18 protein-coding genes, 1 rRNA gene and 1 pseudogene are annotated in these 25,363 nt (G+C 30.6%); 7 read left to right on the top strand and 13 right to left on the bottom strand.

The genetic code is table 11. The annotated features are described in order from the left end of the window. The first annotated feature begins 258 nt into the window (after positions 1 to 258). From rrf to ACKTTV_RS11190, 3 genes are all read left to right on the top strand, one after another. Positions 259 to 367: ribosomal RNA gene (gene rrf, locus ACKTTV_RS11180) — 5S ribosomal RNA — on the top strand. 174 nt (positions 368 to 541) lie between these two features. Continuing rightward, the gene (locus ACKTTV_RS11185; protein ID WP_408030921.1) at positions 542 to 862 is read left to right on the top strand and encodes an Hpt domain-containing protein; all 321 of its coding nucleotides are present in this window, start codon (positions 542 to 544) and stop codon (positions 860 to 862) included. A 3-nt stretch (positions 863 to 865) separates the two neighbouring features. Beyond that, positions 866 to 1,570 (top strand): LytR/AlgR family response regulator transcription factor, encoded by a 705-nt coding sequence (locus ACKTTV_RS11190; RefSeq protein WP_408031613.1) that lies wholly within the window; start codon positions 866 to 868, stop codon positions 1,568 to 1,570. Here ACKTTV_RS11190 and ACKTTV_RS11195 read toward each other — a convergent pair. Then, the gene (locus ACKTTV_RS11195; RefSeq protein ID WP_408030922.1) at positions 1,567 to 3,054 is read right to left on the bottom strand and encodes a tetratricopeptide repeat protein; all 1,488 of its coding nucleotides are present in this window, start codon (positions 3,052 to 3,054) and stop codon (positions 1,567 to 1,569) included. The two genes, ACKTTV_RS11190 and ACKTTV_RS11195, sit on opposite strands and share 4 nt — an antisense overlap. Before the next feature lie 141 nt (positions 3,055 to 3,195). On the opposite strand from ACKTTV_RS11195, the gene ACKTTV_RS11200 reads away from it, so the two are divergent. Both ACKTTV_RS11200 and ACKTTV_RS11205 read left to right on the top strand, forming a co-directional pair. Then, complete coding sequence (locus tag ACKTTV_RS11200) at positions 3,196 to 3,486, top strand: hypothetical protein (protein ID WP_408030923.1); 291 nt, start codon at positions 3,196 to 3,198, stop codon at positions 3,484 to 3,486. 11 nt (positions 3,487 to 3,497) lie between these two features. Continuing rightward, positions 3,498 to 4,736 carry an oligosaccharide flippase family protein gene (locus ACKTTV_RS11205; RefSeq protein ID WP_408030924.1) on the top strand — a complete coding sequence of 413 codons (1,239 nt, stop codon included), beginning with the start codon at positions 3,498 to 3,500 and terminating at the stop codon, positions 4,734 to 4,736. Positions 4,737 to 4,824: 88 nt separating this feature from the next. Here ACKTTV_RS11205 and ACKTTV_RS11210 read toward each other — a convergent pair whose 3' ends face one another. The 4 genes from ACKTTV_RS11210 to ACKTTV_RS11225 form a co-directional block, all read right to left on the bottom strand. Further along, complete coding sequence (locus ACKTTV_RS11210; protein WP_408030925.1) at positions 4,825 to 6,018, bottom strand: glycosyltransferase; 1,194 nt, start codon at positions 6,016 to 6,018, stop codon at positions 4,825 to 4,827. A 264-nt stretch (positions 6,019 to 6,282) separates the two neighbouring features. Continuing rightward, a complete protein-coding gene (locus tag ACKTTV_RS22855) occupies positions 6,283 to 8,067 on the bottom strand; it encodes a glycoside hydrolase family 2 TIM barrel-domain containing protein (RefSeq protein WP_456243526.1) in 1,785 nt (594 codons plus the stop codon). Positions 8,068 to 8,069: 2 nt separating this feature from the next. Then, the gene (locus ACKTTV_RS11220) at positions 8,070 to 9,026 is read right to left on the bottom strand and encodes a hypothetical protein (protein WP_408030926.1); all 957 of its coding nucleotides are present in this window, start codon (positions 9,024 to 9,026) and stop codon (positions 8,070 to 8,072) included. 3 nt (positions 9,027 to 9,029) lie between these two features. Continuing rightward, positions 9,030 to 12,071 carry a hypothetical protein gene (locus tag ACKTTV_RS11225; RefSeq protein ID WP_408030927.1) on the bottom strand — a complete coding sequence of 1,014 codons (3,042 nt, stop codon included), beginning with the start codon at positions 12,069 to 12,071 and terminating at the stop codon, positions 9,030 to 9,032. A gap of 162 nt (positions 12,072 to 12,233) precedes the next feature. Here ACKTTV_RS11225 and ACKTTV_RS11230 point away from each other — a divergent pair, with 162 nt between their 5' ends. Beyond that, a complete protein-coding gene (locus ACKTTV_RS11230; protein WP_408030928.1) occupies positions 12,234 to 12,716 on the top strand; it encodes a glycosyltransferase in 483 nt (160 codons plus the stop codon). Between the two features lie 919 nt (positions 12,717 to 13,635). Here ACKTTV_RS11230 and ACKTTV_RS11235 read toward each other — a convergent pair. From ACKTTV_RS11235 to ACKTTV_RS11250, 4 genes are all read right to left on the bottom strand, one after another. Beyond that, positions 13,636 to 15,351: an ATP-binding protein gene (locus tag ACKTTV_RS11235; protein ID WP_408030929.1), complete on the bottom strand. Its 1,716-nt coding sequence runs from the start codon at positions 15,349 to 15,351 to the stop codon at positions 13,636 to 13,638. Further along, positions 15,344 to 15,886: a heme NO-binding domain-containing protein gene (locus ACKTTV_RS11240; protein WP_408030930.1), complete on the bottom strand. Its 543-nt coding sequence runs from the start codon at positions 15,884 to 15,886 to the stop codon at positions 15,344 to 15,346. The genes ACKTTV_RS11235 and ACKTTV_RS11240 overlap by 8 nt, the downstream gene beginning before the upstream one ends. A 54-nt stretch (positions 15,887 to 15,940) precedes the next feature. Continuing rightward, positions 15,941 to 16,342: a response regulator gene (locus ACKTTV_RS11245; RefSeq protein WP_408030931.1), complete on the bottom strand. Its 402-nt coding sequence runs from the start codon at positions 16,340 to 16,342 to the stop codon at positions 15,941 to 15,943. Between the two features lie 124 nt (positions 16,343 to 16,466). After that, positions 16,467 to 19,043 (bottom strand): DUF6923 family protein, encoded by a 2,577-nt coding sequence (locus tag ACKTTV_RS11250; protein ID WP_408030932.1) that lies wholly within the window; start codon positions 19,041 to 19,043, stop codon positions 16,467 to 16,469. A gap of 188 nt (positions 19,044 to 19,231) precedes the next feature. Here ACKTTV_RS11250 and ACKTTV_RS11255 point away from each other — a divergent pair, with 188 nt between their 5' ends. After that, positions 19,232 to 20,515 (top strand): acetyl-CoA hydrolase/transferase family protein, encoded by a 1,284-nt coding sequence (locus ACKTTV_RS11255; protein WP_408030933.1) that lies wholly within the window; start codon positions 19,232 to 19,234, stop codon positions 20,513 to 20,515. Between the two features lie 50 nt (positions 20,516 to 20,565). On the opposite strand, the gene ACKTTV_RS11260 is transcribed toward ACKTTV_RS11255, so the two are convergent. The 4 genes and pseudogenes from ACKTTV_RS11260 to ACKTTV_RS11275 all read right to left on the bottom strand — a co-directional run bounded on the left by ACKTTV_RS11260 (position 20,566) and on the right by ACKTTV_RS11275 (position 25,214). Then, positions 20,566 to 21,102, bottom strand: a complete 537-nt coding sequence (locus tag ACKTTV_RS11260; RefSeq protein ID WP_408030934.1) for a DUF1572 family protein — start codon at positions 21,100 to 21,102, stop codon at positions 20,566 to 20,568. 59 nt (positions 21,103 to 21,161) lie between these two features. Next, entirely contained in the window at positions 21,162 to 22,433 is a 1,272-nt protein-coding gene (locus ACKTTV_RS11265) for an adenylosuccinate synthase (protein WP_408030935.1), read from the bottom strand. 36 nt (positions 22,434 to 22,469) lie between these two features. After that, positions 22,470 to 22,922: a Fur family transcriptional regulator gene (locus ACKTTV_RS11270; RefSeq protein WP_408030936.1), complete on the bottom strand. Its 453-nt coding sequence runs from the start codon at positions 22,920 to 22,922 to the stop codon at positions 22,470 to 22,472. A gap of 73 nt (positions 22,923 to 22,995) precedes the next feature. After that, a pseudogene (locus ACKTTV_RS11275) lies at positions 22,996 to 25,214 on the bottom strand (RelA/SpoT family protein). Positions 25,215 to 25,363 lie beyond the last annotated feature (149 nt).

Raw genomic sequence — 25,363 nt, forward strand, 5'->3', positions numbered from 1 at the left:
ATGACCACGTTGATAGGCTATAGGTGTAAGTGCAGTAATGTATGTAGCCGAGTAGTACTAATAACCCATAGGCTTATGTACGATCCTCTCCCTTGGTAACAAGGGAGAAGGACACTCTTTAGATAGAAGTTAGAATTGAGAAGAGAGAATTTAGATATATTTAATCTCAATACTCAATACTAAATTCTCAATACTTGAAAAAGCGATATGATTTTAGCAATATGTTAACTTATACAGTTTTAAGAAACTGAAACGATTTAAGGTGATTATAGCAATGGGGCTCACCTCTTACCATTCCGAACAGAGAAGTTAAGCCCATTAGCGCCGATGGTACTGCCACTGGTGGGAGAGTAGGTCGTTGCCTTTCTTTTAAAAACTCCTCATTACTTAATGTAATGAGGAGTTTTTTTTTATTCCTATTTTACGTAGTAAATCCTACCATTCGTCGATACTTTTTACTACTTAAATTGCTGTTTATTAACCTTCTCGTTTTGAATATTATTTTTTTTGAGTTATATTTAGTACATAATTAGTATTAATAATGAAAAAATTGCCCGACTTATCGAAGTTTGATGAGATATGTGACAATGACGCTGATTTTAAAAATCAGATGGTAAATATTCTTAAAAAAGAGTTCCCCACCGAACAAAAACTTTTCTACGAATCATTTGAGGCTGAGAAATATAAAGAGACAGCTGAAATTGTTCATAAATTAAAACATAAGGTAAACCTTCTTAATCTAGAAGACGGCTACTTACTCGCATCTGAATTCGAGAAGCAGCTGTTAAATGGTTCTACCGAGTTATCGGGCGACTTTATTGATATTTTAACTAAAATCGAACAATTCCTTAAAAAAATATAAATGATTAATTCAATTATAATTGACGATGACGAACTAGCTAGAGTAATTATTGAAAAATATTGCTCAAAATTAGATTACTTAAATATTCAGTCAACTTTTGACAATGCTCTAGATGCAATCGACTTTATTAATAATAATAAAGTTGATTTGGTATTCTTAGACATTCACATGCCTGAATTAAGTGGTTTCGATTTTATAGATAGTTTGAACAATCCTCCAAAGATAGTATTGACAACTTCGGACGAAAATTTTGCTCTTAATGCTTTCGAATATAAGTGCATTATAGATTATTTGGTGAAACCTGTTAAATTTCCTAGGTTTATAAAAGCTGTAACTAAATTAGAGGTTAAGAAGCAAGAGTCTAGTAATGGAGAGCAGAAAAGCGAAGAAGAAAAGAATGAGTTATATGTAAACATCGATAGAAGACTGGTAAAAATATTAATACCAGATATTTATTTGATTGAGGCAAAAGGTGATTATATAAATATAAAAACTGAAACTAAGAATCATATAGTTCATACAACAATGAAAAAAATAGAAGAGAAACTTCCAGAAGACCTCTTTTTAAAGATTCACCGTTCTTATATTATTAATTTGAAGCAAATAATAGATATTGAAGATAACAGTGTTCTTATTAAAAAAGAGGTAATTCCTGTAAGTCGATCAAATAGACCTGAATTAATGAAAAGGCTGAACTTATTGAATTAAAAATTACATTTTAAAACAATACCTATTTCATTAAATTCGAAACCTGAAGCATTTCCAACTGCTTGGTTACTATATTCACCATATGACATAAGTTTGATATTGTCACTGAATTTATAACCAACATTAAGTTTCATTCTAAAACTTTGTTGTTTGTTTTCTGAATTAATAATCTGATATCCATAAGCAGCATTACCATCTAAAATAATTTTAGTTGTAGGTTGCGTGAAACTGAAGTCTAAGAAAGCTTCAAAAACAAAATATTTTTCAGGGCTGAAGTATACTTCAGCTCTTTCTTTATCAAAACTCATCATAACACTATTTAAACCAACTTTAATTGGCGTACTTTTCTTTAAAAGATAATAAAGAGATGTGAATAAAAGATTTCTTTTGTTGTCGTCAGATTGTGTGGTATAATAGTACTGGGTAAACAACCCAATGTCGTATTTCGTAATAATGTGATAATTTGCAAAGAGATGGTTTTGACTAATTTCACTGTTAATTAGTTGAACATTAAAGTTATGATATTCTTTTTGATAATAAATGTTTAAATCTTGGTTATGGCTTAATTTTATATTCGAACCAAACTTGTAGATAAAATCACTATAAGTATTATCTCCTACAATATCTAAATAGCCTAGGTTGGCCATAAGATTTATTCTGTTTGTAATTTGATAAGAAGATGTTATTCCAAAAGTTTTTTGTCTTGAAGAGTTAATATCTATTACAGTATTGGATGATTCTCTAAAATGATAGTAAGCCCCTATACTAGTTTTGGTAGATAAAGGATAGGTTAAGTCAGTTTTAGAGTTTAGGGATTGGTTATCTCCACTATCAGATGTTATAATACCTTTTTGGACGATTTGAGGTTTGTATTTTTGAACAATATTTTTTTTAAGACCTGAGAGTTGTTTATGCTTTGGATCTAACTCTAAAGCTTTCTCAATAGTTTCCAGAGCGTATTTATTTTCATTATTTGCCTGATACGTATATGCGAGTCCTATGTATATTCCTAATATTTTGGGATTCAAGGAAATTCCTTTCTTATAATGATGAATCGCTTTATTGTATTTTTTTAAATTACTATAGGTATTTGCCAATCCAAGCTCTATAATAGGATTTGGATCATAACTTTTCTCCAATTCAGAATAACTGACGAGAGCTTCGTCGAATTCTTTATTCCATAATAAACATTCCGAGGCGTTAATTCTGAATTCTAAGTTCTTAGGTTCTAGCTCGAGCAATTCACCGAAAATCTGTTTTGCTTTTTGCGGGTCTCCACTTAAACCGACTGCACGACCGTAACAAAGCTTTGCTGTTTTATTGTCAGAATCGGTTTTTAAATATTCTTCAAAAAAGAGTTTAGCGTCTGCGAATTTACCTGTTTCTAGCATGTTAAAACCTGGTGCCATGGGGGACTGTGCGGATAAAATTGTAGTAACAAATAGTAATAAATTTAGGGGGAATAGTTTTATTCTATTTCTCATCTTTTTGGTTTTTGATTTTAAATCCAAGTTAATACATAATACTACTTCATTAATCTATAATAAATTGCATTCTGTCGAAACAAATAGAAAAACTATGGCGAAACAGTGAATTTTGAAGAAAAAATAAAATGTCAATTTTATATGCTACAAATAAGTTATAAGAAAGGTAAGTATGAGTTAAAAGGAAGTTTAATGTTGGAAAGCTCTAGGAGTTTATTATCCTATTTTAAAACACTTATTAAATACGATTCAGATGTAGTTTTAAGTTTAAAAGAACTTAAAGATATTGATATGACAGGAATTAATGCGTTGAGAGAATTAGGTGAAATTGCTACAAAAAACAATAAAAAGTTTACAATTTTTAAAAAAGTAAATGAAAAAATCTCTTGGATTTTGAATGATCCAAGACTAGGAGAAATATTAAAAGAATAAAGCTATTAGTTATGCAGGTATCAATTTTAAATAGAACTATAAAGATAAGTTCTGCTCAATGGTTTATGATCAGTGTAATGATTGTAAATGCAGGAAATTATCTTTATAATCTTATTTTAGGTAGATGGTTGGGACCTGTTTTATTTGCTGATGTGGCAGTTTTGATAACGCTATTATTGGTACTTTCTTTTTTGGCAATGACAATTCAGTTATTATGTGCTAAGTTTGTTATTGAAATACCTCCAGAAAGAACAGATAATTTTAAAAAAGTAATTTATAAATACACGTTATTCTTTAGTGGAATTATCGGTTTATTGTGTATGCTTTTTGCTAAGCAGTTAATAGATATATTTCATTTAGATAATTCATTAATATTTTTTCTATTTGGTATAGGAGTTCCTATTTATTTCGTGATGAGCGTATCAAGAGGATTGCACCAGGGGAAGCAAGAATTTATTTCCTTATCCCAATCCTATTTATTGGAAATGTTCGGAAGACTTTCACTTACTTTTATCTTAATAGGGTTTAATATAGTTAACCCTACAATAGCCGTAACTATAGGTATTTTGTTTTCTTTTGTATTAGGACTTTTCCCTAATCAATTTACTTTTTCAAGTTTGAAAGAGGAGTCTGTTTTAGCCGAAACTGAAACTAAAGCGATATACAAATTTCTACTAATAACGGCTTTGTATGAAGGTACACAAATAGTTATTAATAATTCTGATATCTTAATTGTTAAGCATTATTTTGAATCAAATAGGGCAGGTTTATATGCGTCATTAGCTTTAATAGGAAGGGTAGTTTATTTTGTTATTTGGATGCTAGTAATGGTTTTATTACCAAAAGTTATTTTAGCGAAAAAAGAGGGAAGAGATCCTCAAAAGGTACTTATTAATTATCTTAAATTTATTTTACTTTTAACAGTAACCTTGGTTATTGGGTGTTATTTGTTTCCTGAAGTTATCATCGCAATATTATTTGGAAAGCAGTATTTAAGTATGGGACCATTATTATACAAATACGCTTTGGCAACTTCGTTATTTGCATTAGCAAATGTATTTGTGTATTATTTTTTATCTCTTTCAAAATATGTTCCAGTAATCATTGCTATGATTTTTGGTTTATCTCAAGTAGCAGGATTAATTCTATTCCATAATACATTGGAACAAGTTGTTCATGTTCAAATAGTTTTAATGGCAATTTTACTTCTAATTACATTAGCATATTACTTTAACAATAGAAATAATTAAAAGAACTTAGGAGTAGGAGAGAAAGGCTTAGTTAAAATGAAAAAGATCATCAATTTGATGATCTTCTTGTTTATATTAAGATTGGTTGTTAGACTAAAGCTTTTTTTAACTTTAAGCTATTTTTTTTATCGAAAGTAGCCACATACATTTCACATATTTTTTTCATAGGGAATGAGGTAGCTGCTTTATAATTTATTTTTTCAAGAGCCAATCGATAACTATTATTCTTAATTATGGCCTCAATGGCTCCGGCTAAGCTATCTGAAGACTCTGGATCAAAGAATTCACCTGCATAGCCTTCATCTTGCATTAATGTTTTTAAATCTCCAATATTAGGTAATATAACCGCTTTACCGTAGCTTCCGGCCTGGTGTAATACTCCTGAACTTCCCGTCGTAGATGTATATGGAAATACCACTACGGTGCTTTCAACAAATATTCTTTCAACGTCTTCTTCAGGAACATAGCCTGTAAAAGTTATATCGGGTACATGTTTATATTTTTTTCGGATACTTTCTAAATATCCAATAGTATTTGGGTTATCCGTACCAGCAATTACAATTTCGATTTTTTCACCAGTTGATTTTCTTGCTTGTTCAACGGCTTCAATAAGAATCTCAACTTTTTTATAGGTACCGAACTTCCCAAACGTCATCACTTTTTTTCTTTCATAAGAATCTTTATAATCTGGCTTTTCAGCGACTTCGAAGGTACCATGAGGAATTACTTCAATGTTTTTTGCTTTATATTTCTTTTCAAGAATACCTTTGTATCTAGGAATGGTAACAGCTACGGTATTAGCACTTAAAATAAATCTTGTTAGGGTATATCCAATAATGTTATAGATAACTTTAAGAATTGGGTTTTTAGTAAAACCGGCGCTTTCTAAATCAACAGCTTCTAAAATGTTATGAATTAATACTGTATTCGGTGTCCCCCTCATTTTTATCACTTTAGGAAGTAACAAGCCCAAAGCTGCTGGAATTTTTTTATCTCCAAATTTCATAAATTGTAAGTTAAACAGAACATTATCTGGTTTATACTTTTTTATAGCCTTTGATACGGAGAACAATATATTATAACTATTAAATTTCCAACACTCTACAATGGTAACTTTATTGGAATATGGGAAATCAAGCACCTTTTCTTCTGGAGTAACATCGCAGAATAAAATAACTTCTTCTATTTGATCTAAAGTAACAAAACTTTTAACCAAATGATAGGCATATTCATTTAGCGTTATTTTGCTTGGGGGATAGGATGATACAATACCTAGTTTCATGACATTTTGGTTTTAACTTATAACTTAAAAATATGATTATAAGTTGTTTAACTAACCTTATTTCGATAAGTAAACATTATGTGTAGTTGATAGGAAAAAAGAAACCCACTCTGCTTAGAATGGGTAACTATAAAAAACATATCGCTCAAAGTCCCCCCCGACTCTAAGACAGGGCAAATGTTGTAAAATTTATTTACATATACGATAGGGTATAACCCTATACAGTTACCAGTAATTACCCTAGTTTTTGATACTCAGTATCCCTTAGAGGTTCTTTTGATTTGGAGGACCTGAGATGTATTTTATGGCTTGCTTGGGTTTTCCTTTAACATCTATGAATCCATAGTTTTTTTGAGGACCAATTTTATGGGGCATTCTACCAAAAACATTTTTATCAATTTCTGGGAAGTCATATAAGGTCCAACTGACAAAATGTTCGACTCCGTTGGCATGGAAACTTTCTTGGATTTCTCTATGATATTTAGCTTGTTTTTTTTCACTATTTCTATAAAGGTTCCAAATGCTATTGTATGAATGTTTACCAAACTCTTGAATAACAATTGGCTTATCAACTTGTTTTTCCAATTCTTTGAAAACTTCAGAAAAGTTTTCAGGAGTTTTATAGTAATGGAACGAAATAAAATCTACTTTATCTCTTAAATTTGTTGCTTCTTTTGGCGAATACCAACCAATAGTTATAGGAGTTTCCTTATCATAATGTTTCATTCTTTCCGCAATAAAGTTTAGCCAATTAATTACTTTTTGTTTTCCATGGATTTTAAAATCCAAGTCTGCTTCATTTTTAATATCGTATTGTAAAAGAGCAGGGTGGTTTTTAATACGTTGAATTATTTGCTCTAAATGTCTATCGCAAATAGTGTAATCTAATACTTGATAATTACTGTAGAAATCGAAAAAAGTAACAATGACTTTCAAATTGTTTTTTTCCGCTAAATCAAGTGTTTTTACCAGATTCTTTAATTCAGTTTTAGACACTTTTTCTTTTCCGAAAAGTTCATAAGGAATAAATATTCTAACGGTATTTAGCCGTAGGCCTCTAATTAGCTTAAAGTCCTTATTTACAACTATGGTGTCATATTGTTTCCAAAATTCAAACCAAGGTGTTTTTTGAGGATAATAATTGATACCTTTTATTCTAAAATTCTTAGGGAATCGTATTTCTTGCTTTTGAGTTTCAAATAAACTTGCATTGACAAATTCTTTTGATTTTTTAACAATAATGGTATCATGTTTTAACAGTAAATTATTGGCAAGACCTGTTTTTTTAGGATTTAATACTATTAATTTATCCTTTGTTGTTTTATAAATTTGGGTTAACCTATAAACAGTTTCTTGGGGTTTAACAACATGCGTTACTTCTTTATCAATTTCAATTACTTTTTCTTCTTCATTTTCTATTGTTTTAACATTTTCTACTTGCTGTTCAATAAGGCTTTTTAAATGTCTTATTCTCCAAAAACCGTCTTCTAGTAATAATATAGATTTATAAGTTTTAGTAGTAACCTCCCCATGAATTTGTTTTTTGTTTTTATAAAAATAGGTGCGTTCCTGAACATTCTTATCATCTATATAAGCTACTTGACCATCTTCTGATAAAAATTTAATATTAACATGGTGATTAACACTTGTTGAATGTATGTTTACCTTATTAGCAATATTATAGTTTATTATTCTTTGTATTTTAGATTGGGCTGAATCAGTATAGAAGTCCTCTATAGCTTTTACATCGTTATTCTGAAGAGCATACTTTTTTACATACCAAGATTTGATATAATCTTCCTCTATATTTTTCAGTATTTCTTTGTTCGGAGTTCTTCCTTCTGAATTGGAACCATTAATAGTAATCTTTGGTAAATAATAATCATTTTGCCTTAAATCAATATGTAGAGCTTTACTTCTGTCCGCGCCTGAGTTAAATTCATAATATATCGTGGAAAGTAAGCTAACAATGGCGAAGTTAACCCCTAAAAAAACAGCGATAATTAAAGCTTGCTTTAGTTTACGTTTATTAATGGTTGATTTTGTCATTATTAAAAAGTTACTTTTAAGTATTTTATTTTTATAGTGTTACTTGAACACGAATTTTCTACATAAGCTTTTACAGAATATTCTCTTTCTTCATCTGGATGAACAAACTGAGCTGTGGCAATACCATTAACCACTTTTCCATAAGCTTTTAAGTTTACATTATTATAGGACAAATAAAAACTAACCAAAGTTCCATTTTCTATAATGTTGTTATATCGATCTCTTATAACTGAGGTTTTAATTGTTGTAAGCTCTTTTCCGTCCGCGTATTGAGTATTTCTTGAATAATCAATAGTAAAATTTACAGGGTTATTAGCAATTATTGTAAGGTCAGATACTTTTGATTGTACCGTATCCGTAAAAGCTTTTGCCAGAACTTTTCCTTTTTTTTCTCTACTAAATATTTTTCTATAAGTGAGTAGTTCTTCACTTTCTATGAATTCTTGAACTTCAACTTTATCATCAAATTCAGCAGAAGTATAAGAGCCTGAGTTAGGGTTGTCGTATATATCATTCGGAATAACAACTAACATGGAATAATCAGTTAAAGAAGCTATCATATATGGCGGCCCACAATAAGTTTCTAAAAGAGAAGTTTGTTCTAAAGCCAAAACATTCATTTTACCTTTATCTATTATTTTATTGTTATATGATAAAGTATAGAATAGCACTCCAGAAACTTTAGTAAATCCTTCAGGAACAACAAAAGCATAGTTGTTTTTAACTCTTCTCACAGGAGTTATTATGGTGCTTCCGAAATCATTAGACATTCCTAATTTTAATTTTTTTCTATCGAAATTACCAGAAACAATAAAGTTTAGTTTTTCCGAAGCATAGATTTCATCTGGTTTATTAACCCAATCAAAATCTACTTCAGAGGATGAATCCGAATCATTTTCTTTTATGTTAGAACATGAAAAGAATAATAGTAGTAGTATGAGATAATTAGCTTTTAGCATATGTTAATTTCCAATAAAATTTGAAACCTGAAGTTTTATATGATACTGGTCTTGTTTAATCATAGTTGTTTCACTTTTGTTTAGCCCATAAGTGTCTATTCGATCTTTTATAGAGTTTGAATTTTCTACACCGTTGACATAACAGTTCTCTATTGAGCTTGATATTACTTTTATTCCAGAAATATCAGGTAATATATGAGTAAAACTTCTTTTTCTATGTGGTCTGACACTTTCTTGAACGAATTGATGATCTATCCAGATGATTTCATCATTTTTATAATAAGAAAATAATAATAAGGGGATGGTAACCTCTCTATTTCCTGCATTAAATAACATGCCATTCACAGAAGTATTGGTACAGTATAAATCGTTAATTTGAGAGTATTGATACAAATTTTTTATAGCCGTTGTAGAGCTTAAATGTAAAACGAATTTTGCAGGTTTAGTGTCGAAAATCTTTATATGAAATTCGTCAGGGTTAAAACTTTTATCCACTTTGTCAGTATCAATCCAAGCAACTTCTTCAAAATTAATTTTGAATACAGATTTTTCAAAAGGGTTTAAGTAGTGTTTGTTTTGAAATTTCGAGCTATAAGTTGCTAACTCATTATTGTCTTTATCATATAATATGGCTTTTAGACTAATTGCTCCTGGAAAATAATCTACATTTTGCATTTCACCTATTATATAATATTGATTGTCTTTAAAAACTAATTTAGCTTCTTCAACATAAATGGTAGGTTGGGGAAGGATATCTTCATGATGTGTTTGCTGTGTTGTTATTTTTCTCCTTCCTTGGTTATAGAAGACGGTTTCGGAAACATCAAAAAATTGATTGGCAGGGATGTATTTTTCATTTTTTTTTGGAACTACAAACCATTTATGATTTTTCTTTACTGTTTTTATAATTTCACTTTTCCGAACTGTTTCAAGTGGGGTAATCCATTTAGTTTTTGTTTCAACATAAGTTGTGTCCTTTGTTTTCTTAATTATCTCGGTTTTAATATCTTCTAATTTGGCATAAGAACTTAATAAGCCATCTGTAACAGATATTTCAAGCATAAATTGATCTAACGATTTACCTGCATTTTTGTCTAAATATGCATGGGCTTTGGCGAATCTTTTAAAATCTAGAGCGTCGTAATATGCTTTTACCACGTTTTTAGAAGAAATTTGAGTAGTATTGTGAATATAAAATAAATACATACCATATAGAAAGCATATTGATAACACTATATTATATATAAGAAGTGATTTCGAAAATTTTGTTGACGTAGCAATAAAGCCAGTATGGAATGTATAATGATAATTGGGTAAATATAAGGTTATTATAAACCAAATTATACTCAAAGAAACAAAGCTAATAGGAACGAAAGACCAAATAATTTTTTGATAAAAAGGTGTATCTATTTTGGGTAGTATTTTAGGTAAAGGATTGACATTCTTCTTTTCCCAAACCATAATTCCATTTTCTAAATATGATAATTTTTCCCAACCTGTAAAATAGAGAATGGGGTCGTAAAACTTATCGTTAGAGAAAATGTACTTCAGATTAAATTTATCTGAGTTAGCTAAAAATTGTTGCAACGAACCAAGACCTTCAATTCCCCTAAACTTTGAGTTTTCCAATCGTTCAACTGCTTTTGTTGTTAGTTCTGGGAGTCGTCTAGCTGAATGATAATTTCCATCAACAGTTAATGCTTGTGTTTGTAAAGATAGCCATGCCATTTGGTCACCAAATCCTAAAGGGAGATACCGCCATTTATAGTGCATATCTTGATTTAAGAAATTTATAATAGGCAACATTTTAATGGCTTGGGGTTGGCTAGGTCTGAATTTACCAAGATTTATAGTGAAAATAGCGAAATAAAGAGCAATAGCTCCTAAAAGTAACACTCCGCCAGCATAGTACATTCTTCCAAACTTTCTTGTTAGATATACTTTATAATCCTTCTTTAATAATCGCATAAAAAATTCCCCCATTATTGGATAACTCATGATCGAAGCCCAAAAAGTAAACCTATCTAAAGTCAAAATAGAAAAAGCATTTTCACCTAAAATTATTTTAGGAAGTGGGGTGGTACCTCCAGTACCTAATAGAACTAGCATTGAAAAAGAAATACCAAAAAAAAGTAAACGTTTACTAAAGAAACGATAAAATACATAAGGAAATAAGACAAGAATAACCCCATAAGGAATTAAAAAGAATACTAGACCAGAGGATAGCACTTCTAAAAAATTGTCTCTGGACCCATGAGGTATGGGGACTTGTGTTATAGGATTGTTCTTGGTGTTTATCCAATAAGGCAATATGCTACCTATCATGATAACTAGTGAACCAAAGCCAAATATGAGTAGAGACCTTAAATTTTTATATAGGTGTTTAACAAAAAACCAAAACCTTATAGAAGTGTAACTACCTTTAAGTTTTTTGCATATATCCATAATGGCAAGTCCGATTAGAGGGAATATAAAAAATACCATTCCAAAAATTGGGGTTACATGATGAGAGCACACCATTAAACCCATTAATAGAAAAGAAGAAACTAGATATCTTATTTTTTTAGTAACAATCCATAAATATATTTCAGGAATTGAATGCATTAAAAGAGATATTCCTGTTAAGGTAGGTAGCTGCCCAAATAAATGAAATGTTTCAATGAAGACTGAAGAAAATATTGCAAAAAGACTTGCAAAACCGGCATAATCTTCATTTTGGGTAAGTAATAAACTAAACCTGTATACACCAGAAGTGAATAAAAAGATAATTATAAAGCAGAAGGTGTATAAGGCAAATTTAAATCCACCAATGAATGATAGAATGGCAAGCATCTGATGAACCAAAGGAGGATACCCCATGACGGTAAAACCCGTATACCATTTAAATGACCAAGGTTCTTGCCAGTTGCTTGCATAATGTTCTGAAAAAAACAAATGAATTAGGGCATCATAAGTAAGTTCAATTGTATAAAAAATGGCACTGCCATGAATTAATAATGCAAGACCGAGGGCTAACAGAAAGTACTTATTAATAGTTCTTTTCATTTTTTGATGGGGGCTTAGTTTCGTTTCTAAAGTTAATAAGTATCGATAAGAAACTAATCTAAAGATATTTACAATTTAACGTATAAAAAAACATATTAATCGATTTTCGATAAGAAAGAGAGGATTTCGAAAGTACTTTTGAAAATGTTAAAACAATTATATATGAAGGTAGGTATCATTATTCCATGTTACAATGAAGAGAAGAGATTAAATGTTGACGCATTTAGAAAATGGTTGAAAGATTTTAACGATTTTCAAATATGCTTTGTAAACGATGGAAGCAATGACAATACTTTGAATATATTAACAAAGTTTAAGCAAGAATATAGCGATAGAATTACAGTAATTAACAAGAAAAAGAATCAAGGTAAATCTATGGCTATTAAGGCAGGAGCTAGATATTTTTATAGTATATCAACAATTCAATATGTTGGTTACTTTGATGCCGATTTTGATTCTAATTTCGATGACTTTGATGATTTAATTAAAGAATTAAAGCAGAATAAGAAATTAGAGATGTATTTTGGAAATAGAGTAGAAATGCTACACAAAATAAGTAAGAACGTTGCTTCGTTTATAAACGATAAAATGCTTCGTTTAATTTCTCTTCCATTTTCAATAATAAAACTTCAGACAAGGTTTTAGTGATAATTTAGCGACTTTTTGGGTAGGAACCCTTTTTTACTTCCAGTTTAATACCAATTTTTTATCAATTCTCTATTTTTTTAATAATTGAGAAGCGTTTTTAATTCATCTATGAAATAATACATTTCACCGATAAAAGTCGGTGTATTTATCGATAGAAGGGTTTGAAAACTAGTTAATTAATTAAATTTAAAGTGTAAAACGAGAAAAAAAGAAAATATATAATAAATAGTTATTTTGTAGTTTGTTTGTATCCCCCTGATTCTTTACAAGCCCTCATTATTAAGTCCTTTAATAATGAGGTTTTCTTTTTATACTTGTTTTATTTATCAGAAGTAAACTACCTTTTATCTACACTTCAATTTATAATTATCGATTGCTTTACTATTTTCAAATTACTAATAGTAATTTTAGGTGAACTATTTTATAATAAATAGTTTTCCCTTTAAATTTCCCAAGGAATCTCAATATTAGTATTAATGTTGAGATTTTTGTTTTATAAAGTGTCGTTAATCGCTGTTTTAGCGTTATTTATGGCTAAAGTAAAATTATTCGGCTATTTAATTTATAAAAGTAGTCGTATTACCTTAATTTTGGATAACAAACTCATTTAAATTATTTAAAAACTAAACTAAAACTTATTTTTTAAGAGTCCCTCGAAATTCCTCATTGCAACCTTGATGAGGAATTTTTTTTGTTTAAAGTTTTAATTTTTTAGAAGAAAAGCTTCTGCAATTTTTGTATTTAAACTATGAATTAATACAACTAATCTATAGAAATTTTGGTTACATCGAACATTTAGGTAAACTAACTAATTATAAGCTTATTTTTATACTATAAAATTGAAGAAAATTAAAAAGATATTATAGATAATTAGTAGTTTGTATGTTCAAAACCAAAAAACCTCTTTAAATTTTTTTTAGAGAGGTTTTTTATGTAATTCGAATAAGAAGTTAGTTCCTTCTCCTGATTTACTTTCAATCCATATTTTACCTTCATATAGATCAATGATTTTTTTAACAATTGATAACCCTATTCCTGTAGAGTTATCACTGTGTTGACCAAGAGTTTCAAATACTTCAAATATTTTGTTATGGTATTTTTCGTCAATCCCCATACCGTTATCTTTTACCGAAAATAAGTAGGTGTCTTTTTTTTCTTGAACATCAATTTCAATAATTCCTTTTTCTTTGTCGTTATATTTAATAGCATTGCTAATCAAATTTTGAAACAATTGCTGATACCTAAATTTGTCGCCAGGAATAATAGGTAGTTTGTTTTTTATGTCGATGATAATTTTATCAGGAATAAAAATGGTTTCAATGATTTCCTGAACTACTTCTTGAATATCTACATTTTTGTATTCTTTCTCTACTTTATCAATGCTAGAGTATTTGAGGATACCATTAATAAGAGAGTCCATTTTATGAATTTTAGCAAGAAGTAAGTTGCAATTGTTTGATGTTTCTTCATCAAAGTTTTCATCATTATCTTCTTTAATCCAAGATATTAAAGCAGACATGCTTCTTAACGGAGATTTTAAATCATGTGAAACAACATGAGCAAAGTTTTTTAATTCTTCGTTGTTCTTCTCTAACTTAACTAAAAGTTTATCCTTTTCTAATTGAGTTTTTCGTTCTTTTTCCATACTAATGGCGCTATTAAACTGAGCCGAAGCTAAACTTGCTATATTCTTAAATACTTCAACATGTTCGTAATTGAAGTAATTCTTTTTGCTATTTTCAGAATCCATTACCCCAATAACTTTACCATTGGCAATAATAGGAACGGCTAGCTCGGAGAATCTAAAGCTATCATCAACCAAATAGTCTGAACATTTTGAGGTATCATTTACTAATTGGTATTCTCCTGTTCTTGCAGCTTTACCAACGATTCCTTCTTCAATCGTTAATTCAAATAAGTTGGTTTTATCATTTCCTTTATATAAAGAATGCGAGGCCGTGGCTATTTGAGTAAGTATACCTGTATCTAGGTTAACAGCATAAACAACACAATCTTCTAATTGTAAATGTTCCGCTGTTGTTTTTGCAATTTCCCAAGCAATTTCGTATAAATCTCTTTTACCCAAAATAGAAGCAGATAATCTATTTAGGGTATTGAGCATCTTTGTTTTTTTGTTAATTTCGGTAACATTCTCTATAAGAGCTACTTGATATTTTACATCTCCTTTAGTATCTCTAACTGCACTAACATTGGTTTTACAGAGAACATAGCTTCCATCTTTTCGTAAATATCTTTTTTGAATTGAAAACCTATCAATTTTATTTGTTTCTAACAAATGAGTTTGATATTCAGATTCTTTAAGATCTTCAGGGTGCGTTAAGTCAGTACTAACACTCATGGTCATCAAATCTTGATAAGAATAACCAAGAAGTTTAACTAAGGCTCTATTGATAGTAACAAGTTTACCGTTTTGAGATAAAACGATTCCTAACGATGAATTATCTACAATAAGTTTTAATTGAGCATTTCTGTCGTCATATAGCTCTTCTATATGTTTATTAGTTTCATAAAGTTCAAAAGATTTTTTTTCTAAAATTTCTTCAGCTGCTTTTCTGGCTTTCCGTTCTCTTGCTAAAGCTCGTTCTAGTATTTTAATTTTGTCTTTATCCATTTTTAACTATGGTAAATAAAACTTTCGTTCCCGAATCATTTAATAACTTCTTTGTAACCGTGGCTTTTTCATTGTAATGTTCCAGGGTTCGCTCAATTAATCCTAAAGCAAAAGAATATAGGGCTCTTTCAGAATGATATTCTATTACTAATTTGCTATCAGAACTTTCATGAGTTTCGAAGTAGGGAAGTTCTGCATCAGGGTACATTTTTCTTACTTGAACATGAATATGTTCTTCAATACCAGAAATTAATTGAAAAGCATTTTTATAATGGTCGAAAAGGCTTATATAATTTTTTGTAAGTGTATCAAAGAAGTAAATACCATAGAGGTGTATTAAATCTTGAGCATCTACGTTCGTATACTTACTTAAATTAACAACTAAGCTTTGAAGTTCTTTAAAGGCGTAAGTGCCTACAGAGGTGTAAGCACCATCAGACTCTAAGTTGGATTCAGTAATGATAGTATCCACAGTTTCTATTCCGAATTTTTTTTCTACCATTTCTAAAAATTCGGTAAATACGATTCCTTTCATATGTAGTGGGGGATTAATGAAATTGTTTAACCTGTAATGAAAATAGTATTTTATTTATAAAGTAACTAACTCATTAATGGACCAATAATCAATAATTTTTTCTATTTGATTTACATAATCAGAATAGTGTAGAGGTTTAACTACATAACCAGCAATACCTACCTTGTAGGCATTGATCATATCTTGGTGATTGTTTGACGTTGAAAAGACAACGGTCGGAACGAATTTCAAATTTTCATCGGCTCTTAAAATATCTAAGAACTCAAGCCCATTCATTTTGGGCATATTTAAGTCTAGTAGTATTAAGTTTGGAAGTACATCCTTACAAATTGCCAGCGCTTCTTCACCATTTGCTGCCTTTACTACAGAATGGGTTGCATCTAACTTCTTTAAGGCCCTTTCAAATTTTAATTTTTCGATCTCGTCATCCTCAACTAATAAAATTTTTAAGTTCATAACTTTTGCGTAAGTAGGCTTTTAGTGTTAAACAAATATATTTTTTTTAATTGATAAAAAAATTATCAAAAGTTGGTAGCATTTAATTTATAGATGAATGGTTGATATTCGTCGTTAAACGGTTTTATTTAATCACTAGTTTTTCTTTAATAATACTTCCGTTTAACGTATTTACACTAACAAAATATATTCCTGATGATATATTGTTTCTATGTATTGTAACTTCATTTTTACCTGTTGAAATAGCTATTTTTTGCTTTTGAACTACTTGTCCTAATTGATTGTATATTACCAAATCGGCTTCTGACTGAGGAGAAATTCCGTTAAAACTTAATACCGATGTTTTGGTCATTGGGTTTGGGTTAATTAAAACGCCATCGAAAACATCTAAGTCGTCATTGCTTAACGTTGATTTCGTTAATTTTATTTCACTTACCGATAAATTGATATCTTTTCTTTCTCCTGTGTGAGAGGCCTGGGTCAATACAAGCATAGTTACATCATCAAATATAGGAGAACCATTATGTTCAGAAGCAAACTGATTTAAAGGAAGTGTATATTCATTGGTGTTTTCATTTAACTCAATAAATATACTGTATTGTTCTTCCCAAACGTTAATACTGCTTTTTATAAATCTAACCTCTAGGCTTCCACTACCACTAGCGTTAAACGATAAGGTATTGTATTCTGATATATCTACAGGTTTAAATCTAGGAGTAAACGCTTTATATACTGATATGTATTCTTCAGTTTGAGCAACTAACTCAATGTTTCGTTCGATAGCCATTTCTTCGAACTCTGTTTCTATTTCATTAGGGCGTACTGTAAAGCTTTCAACTTGCGTGCTGTTCGCAGCATCATCTACACCCCAAGGACCGTCAGACATGAATAGGTCATCAGGAGTATTTATACCATCACCAACTCTAAATCCAATATCAAATAGATTTCCTGTTTCTATTTGAATATTCGACAAATAGTTACTACTTAAATCTATAGTAGCATTAATATTCTCTGTATTACTCGTTTCCGTTGCTCTATAACCAGCATCAAAATTCACGGAATTACTACTGTTTGAGTTTACTATGGTTAAATCTAATCCACCATCTTTATAAGAACCACTTTTAACAAAAACGGTAGGCGGTGGTGAGACTGAATAACTTGAAATGTTTTTTTGGTTTTCGAGAAGAACTAATATTTCTTCACATAATTTTACTAAGTCATCAATTGAGTTTGACCAGATTTGGAAATTGTAAAAATCTGATTCTTGACTATACTTATCCAAATTCCAATGATTTTCTATTTCGAATGTATCGGCTATCTTTGCTGAAAAACTAGCTACAAACTCGGTATTTCCATCAGTATTTTTAATAATTGACCTTATGAAATTATGTTCATTGATTTCAACCGTTGAAACTGACAAAAGTTCTGCTCCTAATAATCTATCACAAATGTATTTACTGTGTTCATAAACTGAGTTTTCAGTTTTCAATGCCAGAATAGAGGCAACTGTTGAGTTATTTCTTAAATAATCTACAGAAAAAACTTCTGAGGCATTTGTAATATTTAATAAATCAGTTGGTGTTGACTCAATTGTTTCATCTTCGTTGATTACTGCTAATGGAATGAAATCTTCTAAACTCATGGTCTGAGTTCTTTCTCTTTTACCGTAATCATTTGTTTTTTGTAATCTTCTAGCATTTGCTTTTTGAAAAGAGTAGTTAGTTTTTAATCTGTTAAAATTTCTTTTGCTAATTTGTTCGGCCAACCTGCTATTACTTTCAAGCCCTCCTTCGTTTCCTCCAGAAGTTGCAGGGTCAATTGTTGGACATGATTCAACTCCTGAACATGAAGGATCATCACAATCTACTAATCCATCACCATCGTCATCTACTCCGTTAGAGCAGTCTTCCATTGGAACTGGTGCTGTAGGGCATCTGGCTCCATCGTTACTAGAACTAGAAGGACCATAGGCAAATAGATTTGAAGAAATATTTCCTCCACTTGTTATGTTGGTTACATCGTAAACAATGTATATTGTTCCTGTTTGGTTAGAAGAAACATAGAAATTTCCTACATTGTCAAAATAAACTGCTCCATAAGTGTAATTAAACCCTGATAAAATTGGAACTTCTCCTAAACTTTCTACATTACCAGTTGAAGCGTTAATTCTATATAATATGTTGGTTCCTTTTTCTACAGCATATAAAAAATTATCCAGTGAATTAAAGGCCCAGTCATGAATTGACAAACTTGTACTTAAAGTACCAGTTCCTAAAGAGGTAAGGTAATTGGGAGAAGCAGGATCTATATCAATTATATAATAAGTATCACCTCCTGGTTTTAGGTAATAATGTCCAGAAAGGTTAATATCTCCAATATATCTATTACTTGTAGGTAATTCGTTGATAGTATAAATATCTGTTGAAAAATCATCTCCAATTCTAACAATTGACTTACTTGGAGTCGAAACTGACCCCCAAATATAGCCGTCAGCATTATTATAACCTGCTGCGTTTATTGATCCTTCAGTAATATCAACCCCAACTAGGGTAGAATTACCAGAGGCTAGATTAATACTGTATACATCGTTGAATTGAAAAAGGTAAGCATATTCCACACAGTTAAATGGTTGATTCTGTGAATTAATGGTAAATGAAGATGCTAAAAAGATGGCTATGAATACGGGGAACAATTTATTCATTGTGTTGATTTTTAGAGGTTTATATCAAAACTATACTATATAGTGCGTTAATGTCTATTTATTTGTTTGATGCTTAATTATTGTGGTTAAACGGTAGAAAAGAATAGATGAATAAAAAAGGATTATGACTTATATCATATTATTAATTGAAGTTTAACCCCAAATTTGTTCCAGAAAGCAGAATGAAAATGACTAAATTAAATATGAATTTTACTTCTTTAGAAGAAGCAGTTTCTATCGTGAAATCTGGAGATAAAGTATTCTTTCAAGGAGCAGCCATGACACCAAATGGTTTAATAGATGCTCTATGCGAACGATATATGGAACTAAAAGAGGTTGAAATAATTCAAATTCACACACATGGTAATGCGAAATATTTGGAAGAACCTTATTCCAAATCGTTTAGATTGGTAAGTTGTTTTGTAGGCGATAATGTAAGAAATGGGGTTAATAGAAATAATGGAGATTATATTCCGATATTTTTAAGTGAAATACATTGGTTATTTAGAAATGGGAATTACCCGTTAGATGTTGCATTTATTCAAGTTTCACCTCCAGATAAACACGGATTTTGTTCATTAGGTACCTCAATTGATATTACAATACCGGCCATTCAAACTGCCAAAAAAGTAGTAGCTCAAATAAATCCTAATGTTCCTAGAACTCATGGTGATGGAGTGGTTCATCTTAGCAATATTGATTATGCAGTAAAATGTGAAAATCCAATACATGAATCTATTATTAATACCCCTTCTGAGATAGAAATCCAAATAGGTAAAAATGTTTCTGAGCTTATTGAAGATGGAGCAACGCTACAGATGGGAATAGGAAATATTCCCAACGCCGTACTCAATAATCTTCAGAATCATAAATCACTTGGAATACATACAGAAATGTTTTCGGATGGCGTTTTACCTTTGGTAGAAAAAGGAATTATAACAGGTGAAAAAAAAGAGATTAAGACTGGTAAAATAGTAACATGTTTTGCTGTAGGGACTCAGAAATTGTATGATTTTATAGATGATAATCCCTTAGTACATTTTAAAGAAGCGGGGTACACGAACGATACTTCAATTATAAGACAAAACCCAAAAGTAACAGCTATAAATAGTGCCATTGAAATTGATTTAACTGGTCAGGTTTGTGCTGATACTATCGGAAAATATCAATATTCAGGAGTTGGAGGACAAATGGATTTTATTCGAGGCGCTTCATTGTCAAAAGGAGGGAAGGCCATCTTTGCAATGCCTTCAATTACAAAAAAAGGACATTCCAAAATAACTTCGTTTTTAAAAGAAGGGGCAGGTGTTACTACTACAAGAGCTCATGTGCATTATGTGGCTACAGAATATGGAGTAGTAAATCTCTTTGGTAAAAGCTTAAAACAAAGAGCCAAAGAACTAATATCAATAGCGCACCCTAATTTTAGAGAACGGTTAGAAAAAGAAGCATATGAGAGATTTAAAGGTTAATGATTAAATCTCATGAACCTCAAAGAGTTACGGCTCTTTGGGGTTTTAAATTATTTTTGAGAAGTATTCTGCTTAAATTGCTGCTGAATAAACTCTTTCGATTTTCCTTTTGGAATAGAGGCTGTTTGCCATTTATCATTTAAGATCATTTTCCCTATATAGGCAATTTGACCAATATGATACGGGTAATGTGCAATTTGTCGAGTAATTGTTTCGATTAGTTTAACTTCTTTATTTCGAATTTTAATTGGAGTATTGAAGTTAGTTTCATCTAAACTATCTAAGGCATTAAACAGACAGGTCCAACCTTTTTCCCATTCGTTTATTAATTCTTGTTTATTGAAATTTTGGTTTTCAAATTCTTTATCTCGGTCACGCCACGATTTTTCTCCATCCGCATTGAAAAAATCTGTCCATCGAGATAGCATGTTTTGCGACATATGAATTATAATTGAAGAAATACTATTACTCTCGTTGTTATATTGCCAATGGAAATCATTTTCTTCTAATTGAGAGATGGTTTTGTCTGCAACTTCCTTATATGACTTAAATTGTATAGTAATATTGTTTAAATACTCTGTTATCATGGTTAGTTTTTGTAAGCAGTATTAAAAAAAAGGAGCTCTAAAAAGAACTCCTTATGTTATTATCTTAAAATTGTTTGTTTTCGATCAGGTCCAACTGATACAATTTTGATTGGAACTTCAGTTTCTTTTTCAATAAAAGAAATATACTCTAACAAATTTTGAGGTAGCTCATCACTACTTGTCATTTTTGTTAAATCAGATTCCCAACCTTTAAATTCAGTAAAAATTGGAGTTACATTTTCAGGCTCAATATTGTAAGGTAAATGAGTAATTTCTTCTCCTTTATATTTGTAAGAAGTACACACTTTTAAAGTATCAAAACCAGAAAGCACGTCACCTTTCATCATCATTAATTGTGTAACACCATTTACTTGAACAGCGTATTTTAAAGCAACTAAATCTAACCAACCACATCTACGTGGACGACCAGTAGTAGCACCAAATTCATGACCAACCTTCGCCATAGTAGCACCATCTTCATCAAATAATTCTGTAGGAAATGGTCCAGAACCAACACGAGTAGTGTAAGCTTTAAAAATACCAAAAACATCTCCAATTCTATTTGGAGCAATTCCTAATCCAGTACAAGCACCAGCAGCCGTAGTATTTGATGAAGTAACAAATGGATAGGTACCAAAATCTATATCTAATAATGAACCTTGAGCTCCTTCTGCTAAGATAGTTTTACCTTCTTTGATTGCAGAATTCAAAAACTCTTCTGAATCGATAAACTTTAAAGTTTTTAATTTTTCAATACCTTGAATAAATTCTTTTTCTAACTCTTTTAAATCAAACTGAATATCAACATCGAAAAAGTCTAACATTTTTAAATGTTTTTCAGTCAAAGTATCATAACGCTCTTTCCAATCATCTAGCTCTAAATCTCCAACTCTCATCCCATTTCTACCCGTTTTATCCATGTACGTTGGACCGATACCTTTTAAAGTAGAACCTATTTTAGCCTTACCTTTTGAAGTTTCAGAAGCAGCGTCAAGTAAACGATGTGTAGGAAGAATTAAGTGGGCTTTTCTTGAAATTAGTAATTTTGAGGTATAATCAATACTATGTTGATCTAAATTTTCAAGCTCTTTTTTAAAAATAACAGGGTCTATTACAACACCGTTTCCTACTACATTTAATGCAGTTTTATGAAAAATTCCAGAAGGAATAGTGTGTAATACATGTTTGTTACCATCAAAAATTAGGGTATGTCCTGCATTTGGACCTCCTTGAAAGCGTGCAATAATATCGTAGTTTTTAGTAAGTACATCTACAATTTTACCTTTTCCTTCGTCTCCCCATTGCAGACCAAGTAATAAATCTACTGCCATTTAGTTGTGTATTGTTAAATAAATTATGTGTTGTTGTTAATTTTGTTCTTTTTTCTTTGTTCCGTAGAAGTATAAAGAATGGTTATGAATGTCAATATCAAAAACCTCTTCAATTGTTTTCTTGATAATTTGAATTCGAGGGTCGCAAAATTCTTTTACTTCACCCGAATCGGTTAAAATAACATGGTCATGATTTTTGTCGAAATAACTTTTTTCATATCGAGCCATAGACTGACCATCGAACTGATGCTTTCTTACTAAACCACAGTCTAACAATAAGTCAATAGTATTGTACAAAGTAGCTCTACTTACTCGATAATTCTTATTTTTCATTTTGATATACAAAGATTCAATATCAAAATGCTCATCAGCATCATATATTTCTTGTAAAATAGCGTAGCGTTCCGGTGTTTTACGATGTTTATTCTCCTCTAAAAATGAAGTGAATACTTTTTTTACAATTTCTTGATTTTCTTCTGAGTTACTCATTCTTTTGGAATTTTACGAAAAGGCAAATTTACAGTTATTTATTTATATAATTAGCATGAAGTTAAAATGATATTTACAAAGTATTAACACGTTCTACTTTTTGAACCCCATCAATCTTCTTTATTTTATCCATTAACTTATTTACTTGTGCTTTATTTTTTACTCCTAAAGTTAGGCTTCCTTCAAATACACCATCATCTCCTGCAATATTAATTCCATAAATATATACATCGGTACCATTTGAAATAATGCGGGTAATATTATTAGCAATTCCCCTTTTATCAATACCAGAAAATTTTAGTGTTATCTTATATTCTTGTTGTGTAGAATCAATCCATTTGGCGGGCATGATTCTGTAGGCATAGTTTGACTGTAAAGAAATGGCATTTGGACAGTCGTTTTTATGAACTTTAATTCCTTCATTAATAGTCACAAAACCAAATACTTTATCACCTGGAATTGGTGAACAACATTTGGCTAATGTATAATCGAGAGTTTGTTCATCCTTACCAAAAACTAACGAATCGTAGTTACTCGTTACTTCTTCCTTGTCAGAAACTACTTTCGAAGGGTTGCGTCTGAAAGTACTTTTAATAAAACTCATAATTGCACACCACTACGTTGTGCAACAAACTCTTTAAGTTTAGTATTATCAATGGCTCCATTACCAACACGGTAAAATAAGTCGAAACTCGTTTTTAACCCAAAGTAACTAGCAATTTCATGAATTGTTTTTTCGTTTGTACTAATTTTAAGGTGACGTAATTTTCGCATCAGAATTGCCTTTCCTTCTTCGGCAATTTTCTTTTCTTCTGCTTTTAATGCTGATTTAATTTTAGTTCTAGCCCGAGCTGTTAACACAAAATCTAACCATCGAACATTCGGTTTGTTGTTTGGAGCTGTGAGCACTTCAACCTGATCACCACTTTTTAACTCATGACTTAGAGGAACAAGTTTTCCATTTACCTTGGCACCTCTACATTTTAATCCAACATCAGTATGAACAGAAAAAGCAAAATCTAAAGCAGAAGCACCTTTAGGAAGAGATTTTAGATCACCTCGTGGTGTAAACACATATATTTCCTTAGCGTATAAATTTAATTTAAAGTCTTCAACAAAATCAACGGCATTTAAGCTTTGATTTTCTAGAGTTTCCTTTAACCTATTTAACCAACCTTCTAAGCCATTTTCAGCAATGTTTCCTTGTTTATATTTGAAATGAGCTGCATATCCTTTTTCAGCGATTTCGTCCATTCTTTGTGAACGAATTTGAACTTCAACCCATTTTGATTCCGGTCCAATAACTGTAATATGCAAGGCCTCATAACCAGTAGATTTAGGTTGCGAAATCCAATCTCTTAATCTGGCAGGATTCGGTTTGAAAAAGTCGGTAACAATTGAATATATTTTCCATGCATCGAACTTTTCATCTTTGGAAGATGGTTCATAAATAATTCGAATGGCAAATTTATCATATACTTCATCGAAGGAAACATTTTGCTTTCGCATTTTTCTTCTAATAGAGAAGATGGATTTAAAACGCCCTTTAATTTCGTAAGAAAAATTTTCCTTATCCAAAGCAGTTTTTAACATACCTGTAAAGCTATTAATATAGCGTTGCTGCTCTTCCTTGCTATCTTTAATTTTATTTAGAATATCATTATACACATCAGGTTCTGTGTATTTTAATCCTAAATCTTCAAGTTCTGTTTTTATATTGTACAACCCAAGCCTGTGCGCGAGAGGAGCATAAATATATAATGTTTCTGAAGCTATTTTAACCTGCTTATGTGGAGGCATAGCATCCATGGTCTGCATGTTATGCAGCCTATCTGCAATTTTGATTAAAATAACACGAACATCGTCATGTAGGGTTAAGAGCATTTTTCGAAAGTTCTCAGCTTGAATAGAGTAGTCTTGCTCTTTCTTAAGATTAGAAATTTTGGTTAACCCACTTACTATTCTAGCAATGTTTTCACCAAAAAGCCTTTCAATATCCTCAACAGTATAATGAGTATCTTCTACAACATCATGTAAAAGCGCGGCGGCAATAGAAGTCGCACCTAACCCAATTTCATAAGCAACAATTTTTGCAACAGCAATTGGATGATAAATATAGGGCTCTCCAGTTTTTCTACGTTGTTTGGAATGTGCTTCAACAGATATTTCAAAAGCTTTACGAATCAGTTTTTTATCATCTTCAGTAAGCATTTGATAAGTACCTTTAAGAAGGTCTTTATACCTGTTGGCTATTTCCTTATTTTCTTCTTCTATCGTTGCATTATAACTCATACACGTGTACTTTAATATTTCGGGGTTTTAAAAGTTAAAATAGTATAAAGAATTTTATTGAGCAAGAATAAAATGAAAATGTTAATGATGCAACTAAATATGAGTATTTAAGCAAAATATTTAGGTTGTTAGGCATCGTATTTTTAATG

The sequence above is a fragment of the Tenacibaculum xiamenense genome, assembly GCF_964513065.1.
GTDB lineage: Bacteria > Bacteroidota > Bacteroidia > Flavobacteriales > Flavobacteriaceae > Polaribacter > Polaribacter xiamenense.

Excerpts from the sequence above, each read along its gene's own strand:
- ACKTTV_RS11195 (WP_408030922.1), bottom strand. The coding sequence starts at position 3,054 with ATGAGAAATAGAATAAAACTATTCCCCCTAAATTTATTACTATTTGTT.
- ACKTTV_RS22855 (WP_456243526.1), bottom strand. The coding sequence starts at position 8,067 with ATGACAAAATCAACCATTAATAAACGTAAACTAAAGCAAGCTTTAATT.
- ACKTTV_RS11260 (WP_408030934.1), bottom strand. The coding sequence starts at position 21,102 with ATGATAACAGAGTATTTAAACAATATTACTATACAATTTAAGTCATAT.
- ACKTTV_RS11265 (WP_408030935.1), bottom strand. The coding sequence starts at position 22,433 with ATGGCAGTAGATTTATTACTTGGTCTGCAATGGGGAGACGAAGGAAAA.
- ACKTTV_RS11250 (WP_408030932.1), bottom strand. The coding sequence starts at position 19,043 with ATGAATAAATTGTTCCCCGTATTCATAGCCATCTTTTTAGCATCTTCA.
- ACKTTV_RS11210 (WP_408030925.1), bottom strand. The coding sequence starts at position 6,018 with ATGAAACTAGGTATTGTATCATCCTATCCCCCAAGCAAAATAACGCTA.
- ACKTTV_RS11230 (WP_408030928.1), top strand. The coding sequence starts at position 12,234 with ATGAAGGTAGGTATCATTATTCCATGTTACAATGAAGAGAAGAGATTA.
- ACKTTV_RS11220 (WP_408030926.1), bottom strand. The coding sequence starts at position 9,026 with ATGCTAAAAGCTAATTATCTCATACTACTACTATTATTCTTTTCATGT.
- ACKTTV_RS11255 (WP_408030933.1), top strand. The coding sequence starts at position 19,232 with ATGACTAAATTAAATATGAATTTTACTTCTTTAGAAGAAGCAGTTTCT.
- ACKTTV_RS11225 (WP_408030927.1), bottom strand. The coding sequence starts at position 12,071 with ATGAAAAGAACTATTAATAAGTACTTTCTGTTAGCCCTCGGTCTTGCA.
- ACKTTV_RS11200 (WP_408030923.1), top strand. The coding sequence starts at position 3,196 with ATGCTACAAATAAGTTATAAGAAAGGTAAGTATGAGTTAAAAGGAAGT.
- ACKTTV_RS11270 (WP_408030936.1), bottom strand. The coding sequence starts at position 22,922 with ATGAGTAACTCAGAAGAAAATCAAGAAATTGTAAAAAAAGTATTCACT.
- ACKTTV_RS11245 (WP_408030931.1), bottom strand. The coding sequence starts at position 16,342 with ATGAACTTAAAAATTTTATTAGTTGAGGATGACGAGATCGAAAAATTA.
- ACKTTV_RS11205 (WP_408030924.1), top strand. The coding sequence starts at position 3,498 with ATGCAGGTATCAATTTTAAATAGAACTATAAAGATAAGTTCTGCTCAA.
- ACKTTV_RS11240 (WP_408030930.1), bottom strand. The coding sequence starts at position 15,886 with ATGAAAGGAATCGTATTTACCGAATTTTTAGAAATGGTAGAAAAAAAA.
- ACKTTV_RS11185 (WP_408030921.1), top strand. The coding sequence starts at position 542 with ATGAAAAAATTGCCCGACTTATCGAAGTTTGATGAGATATGTGACAAT.
- ACKTTV_RS11235 (WP_408030929.1), bottom strand. The coding sequence starts at position 15,351 with ATGGATAAAGACAAAATTAAAATACTAGAACGAGCTTTAGCAAGAGAA.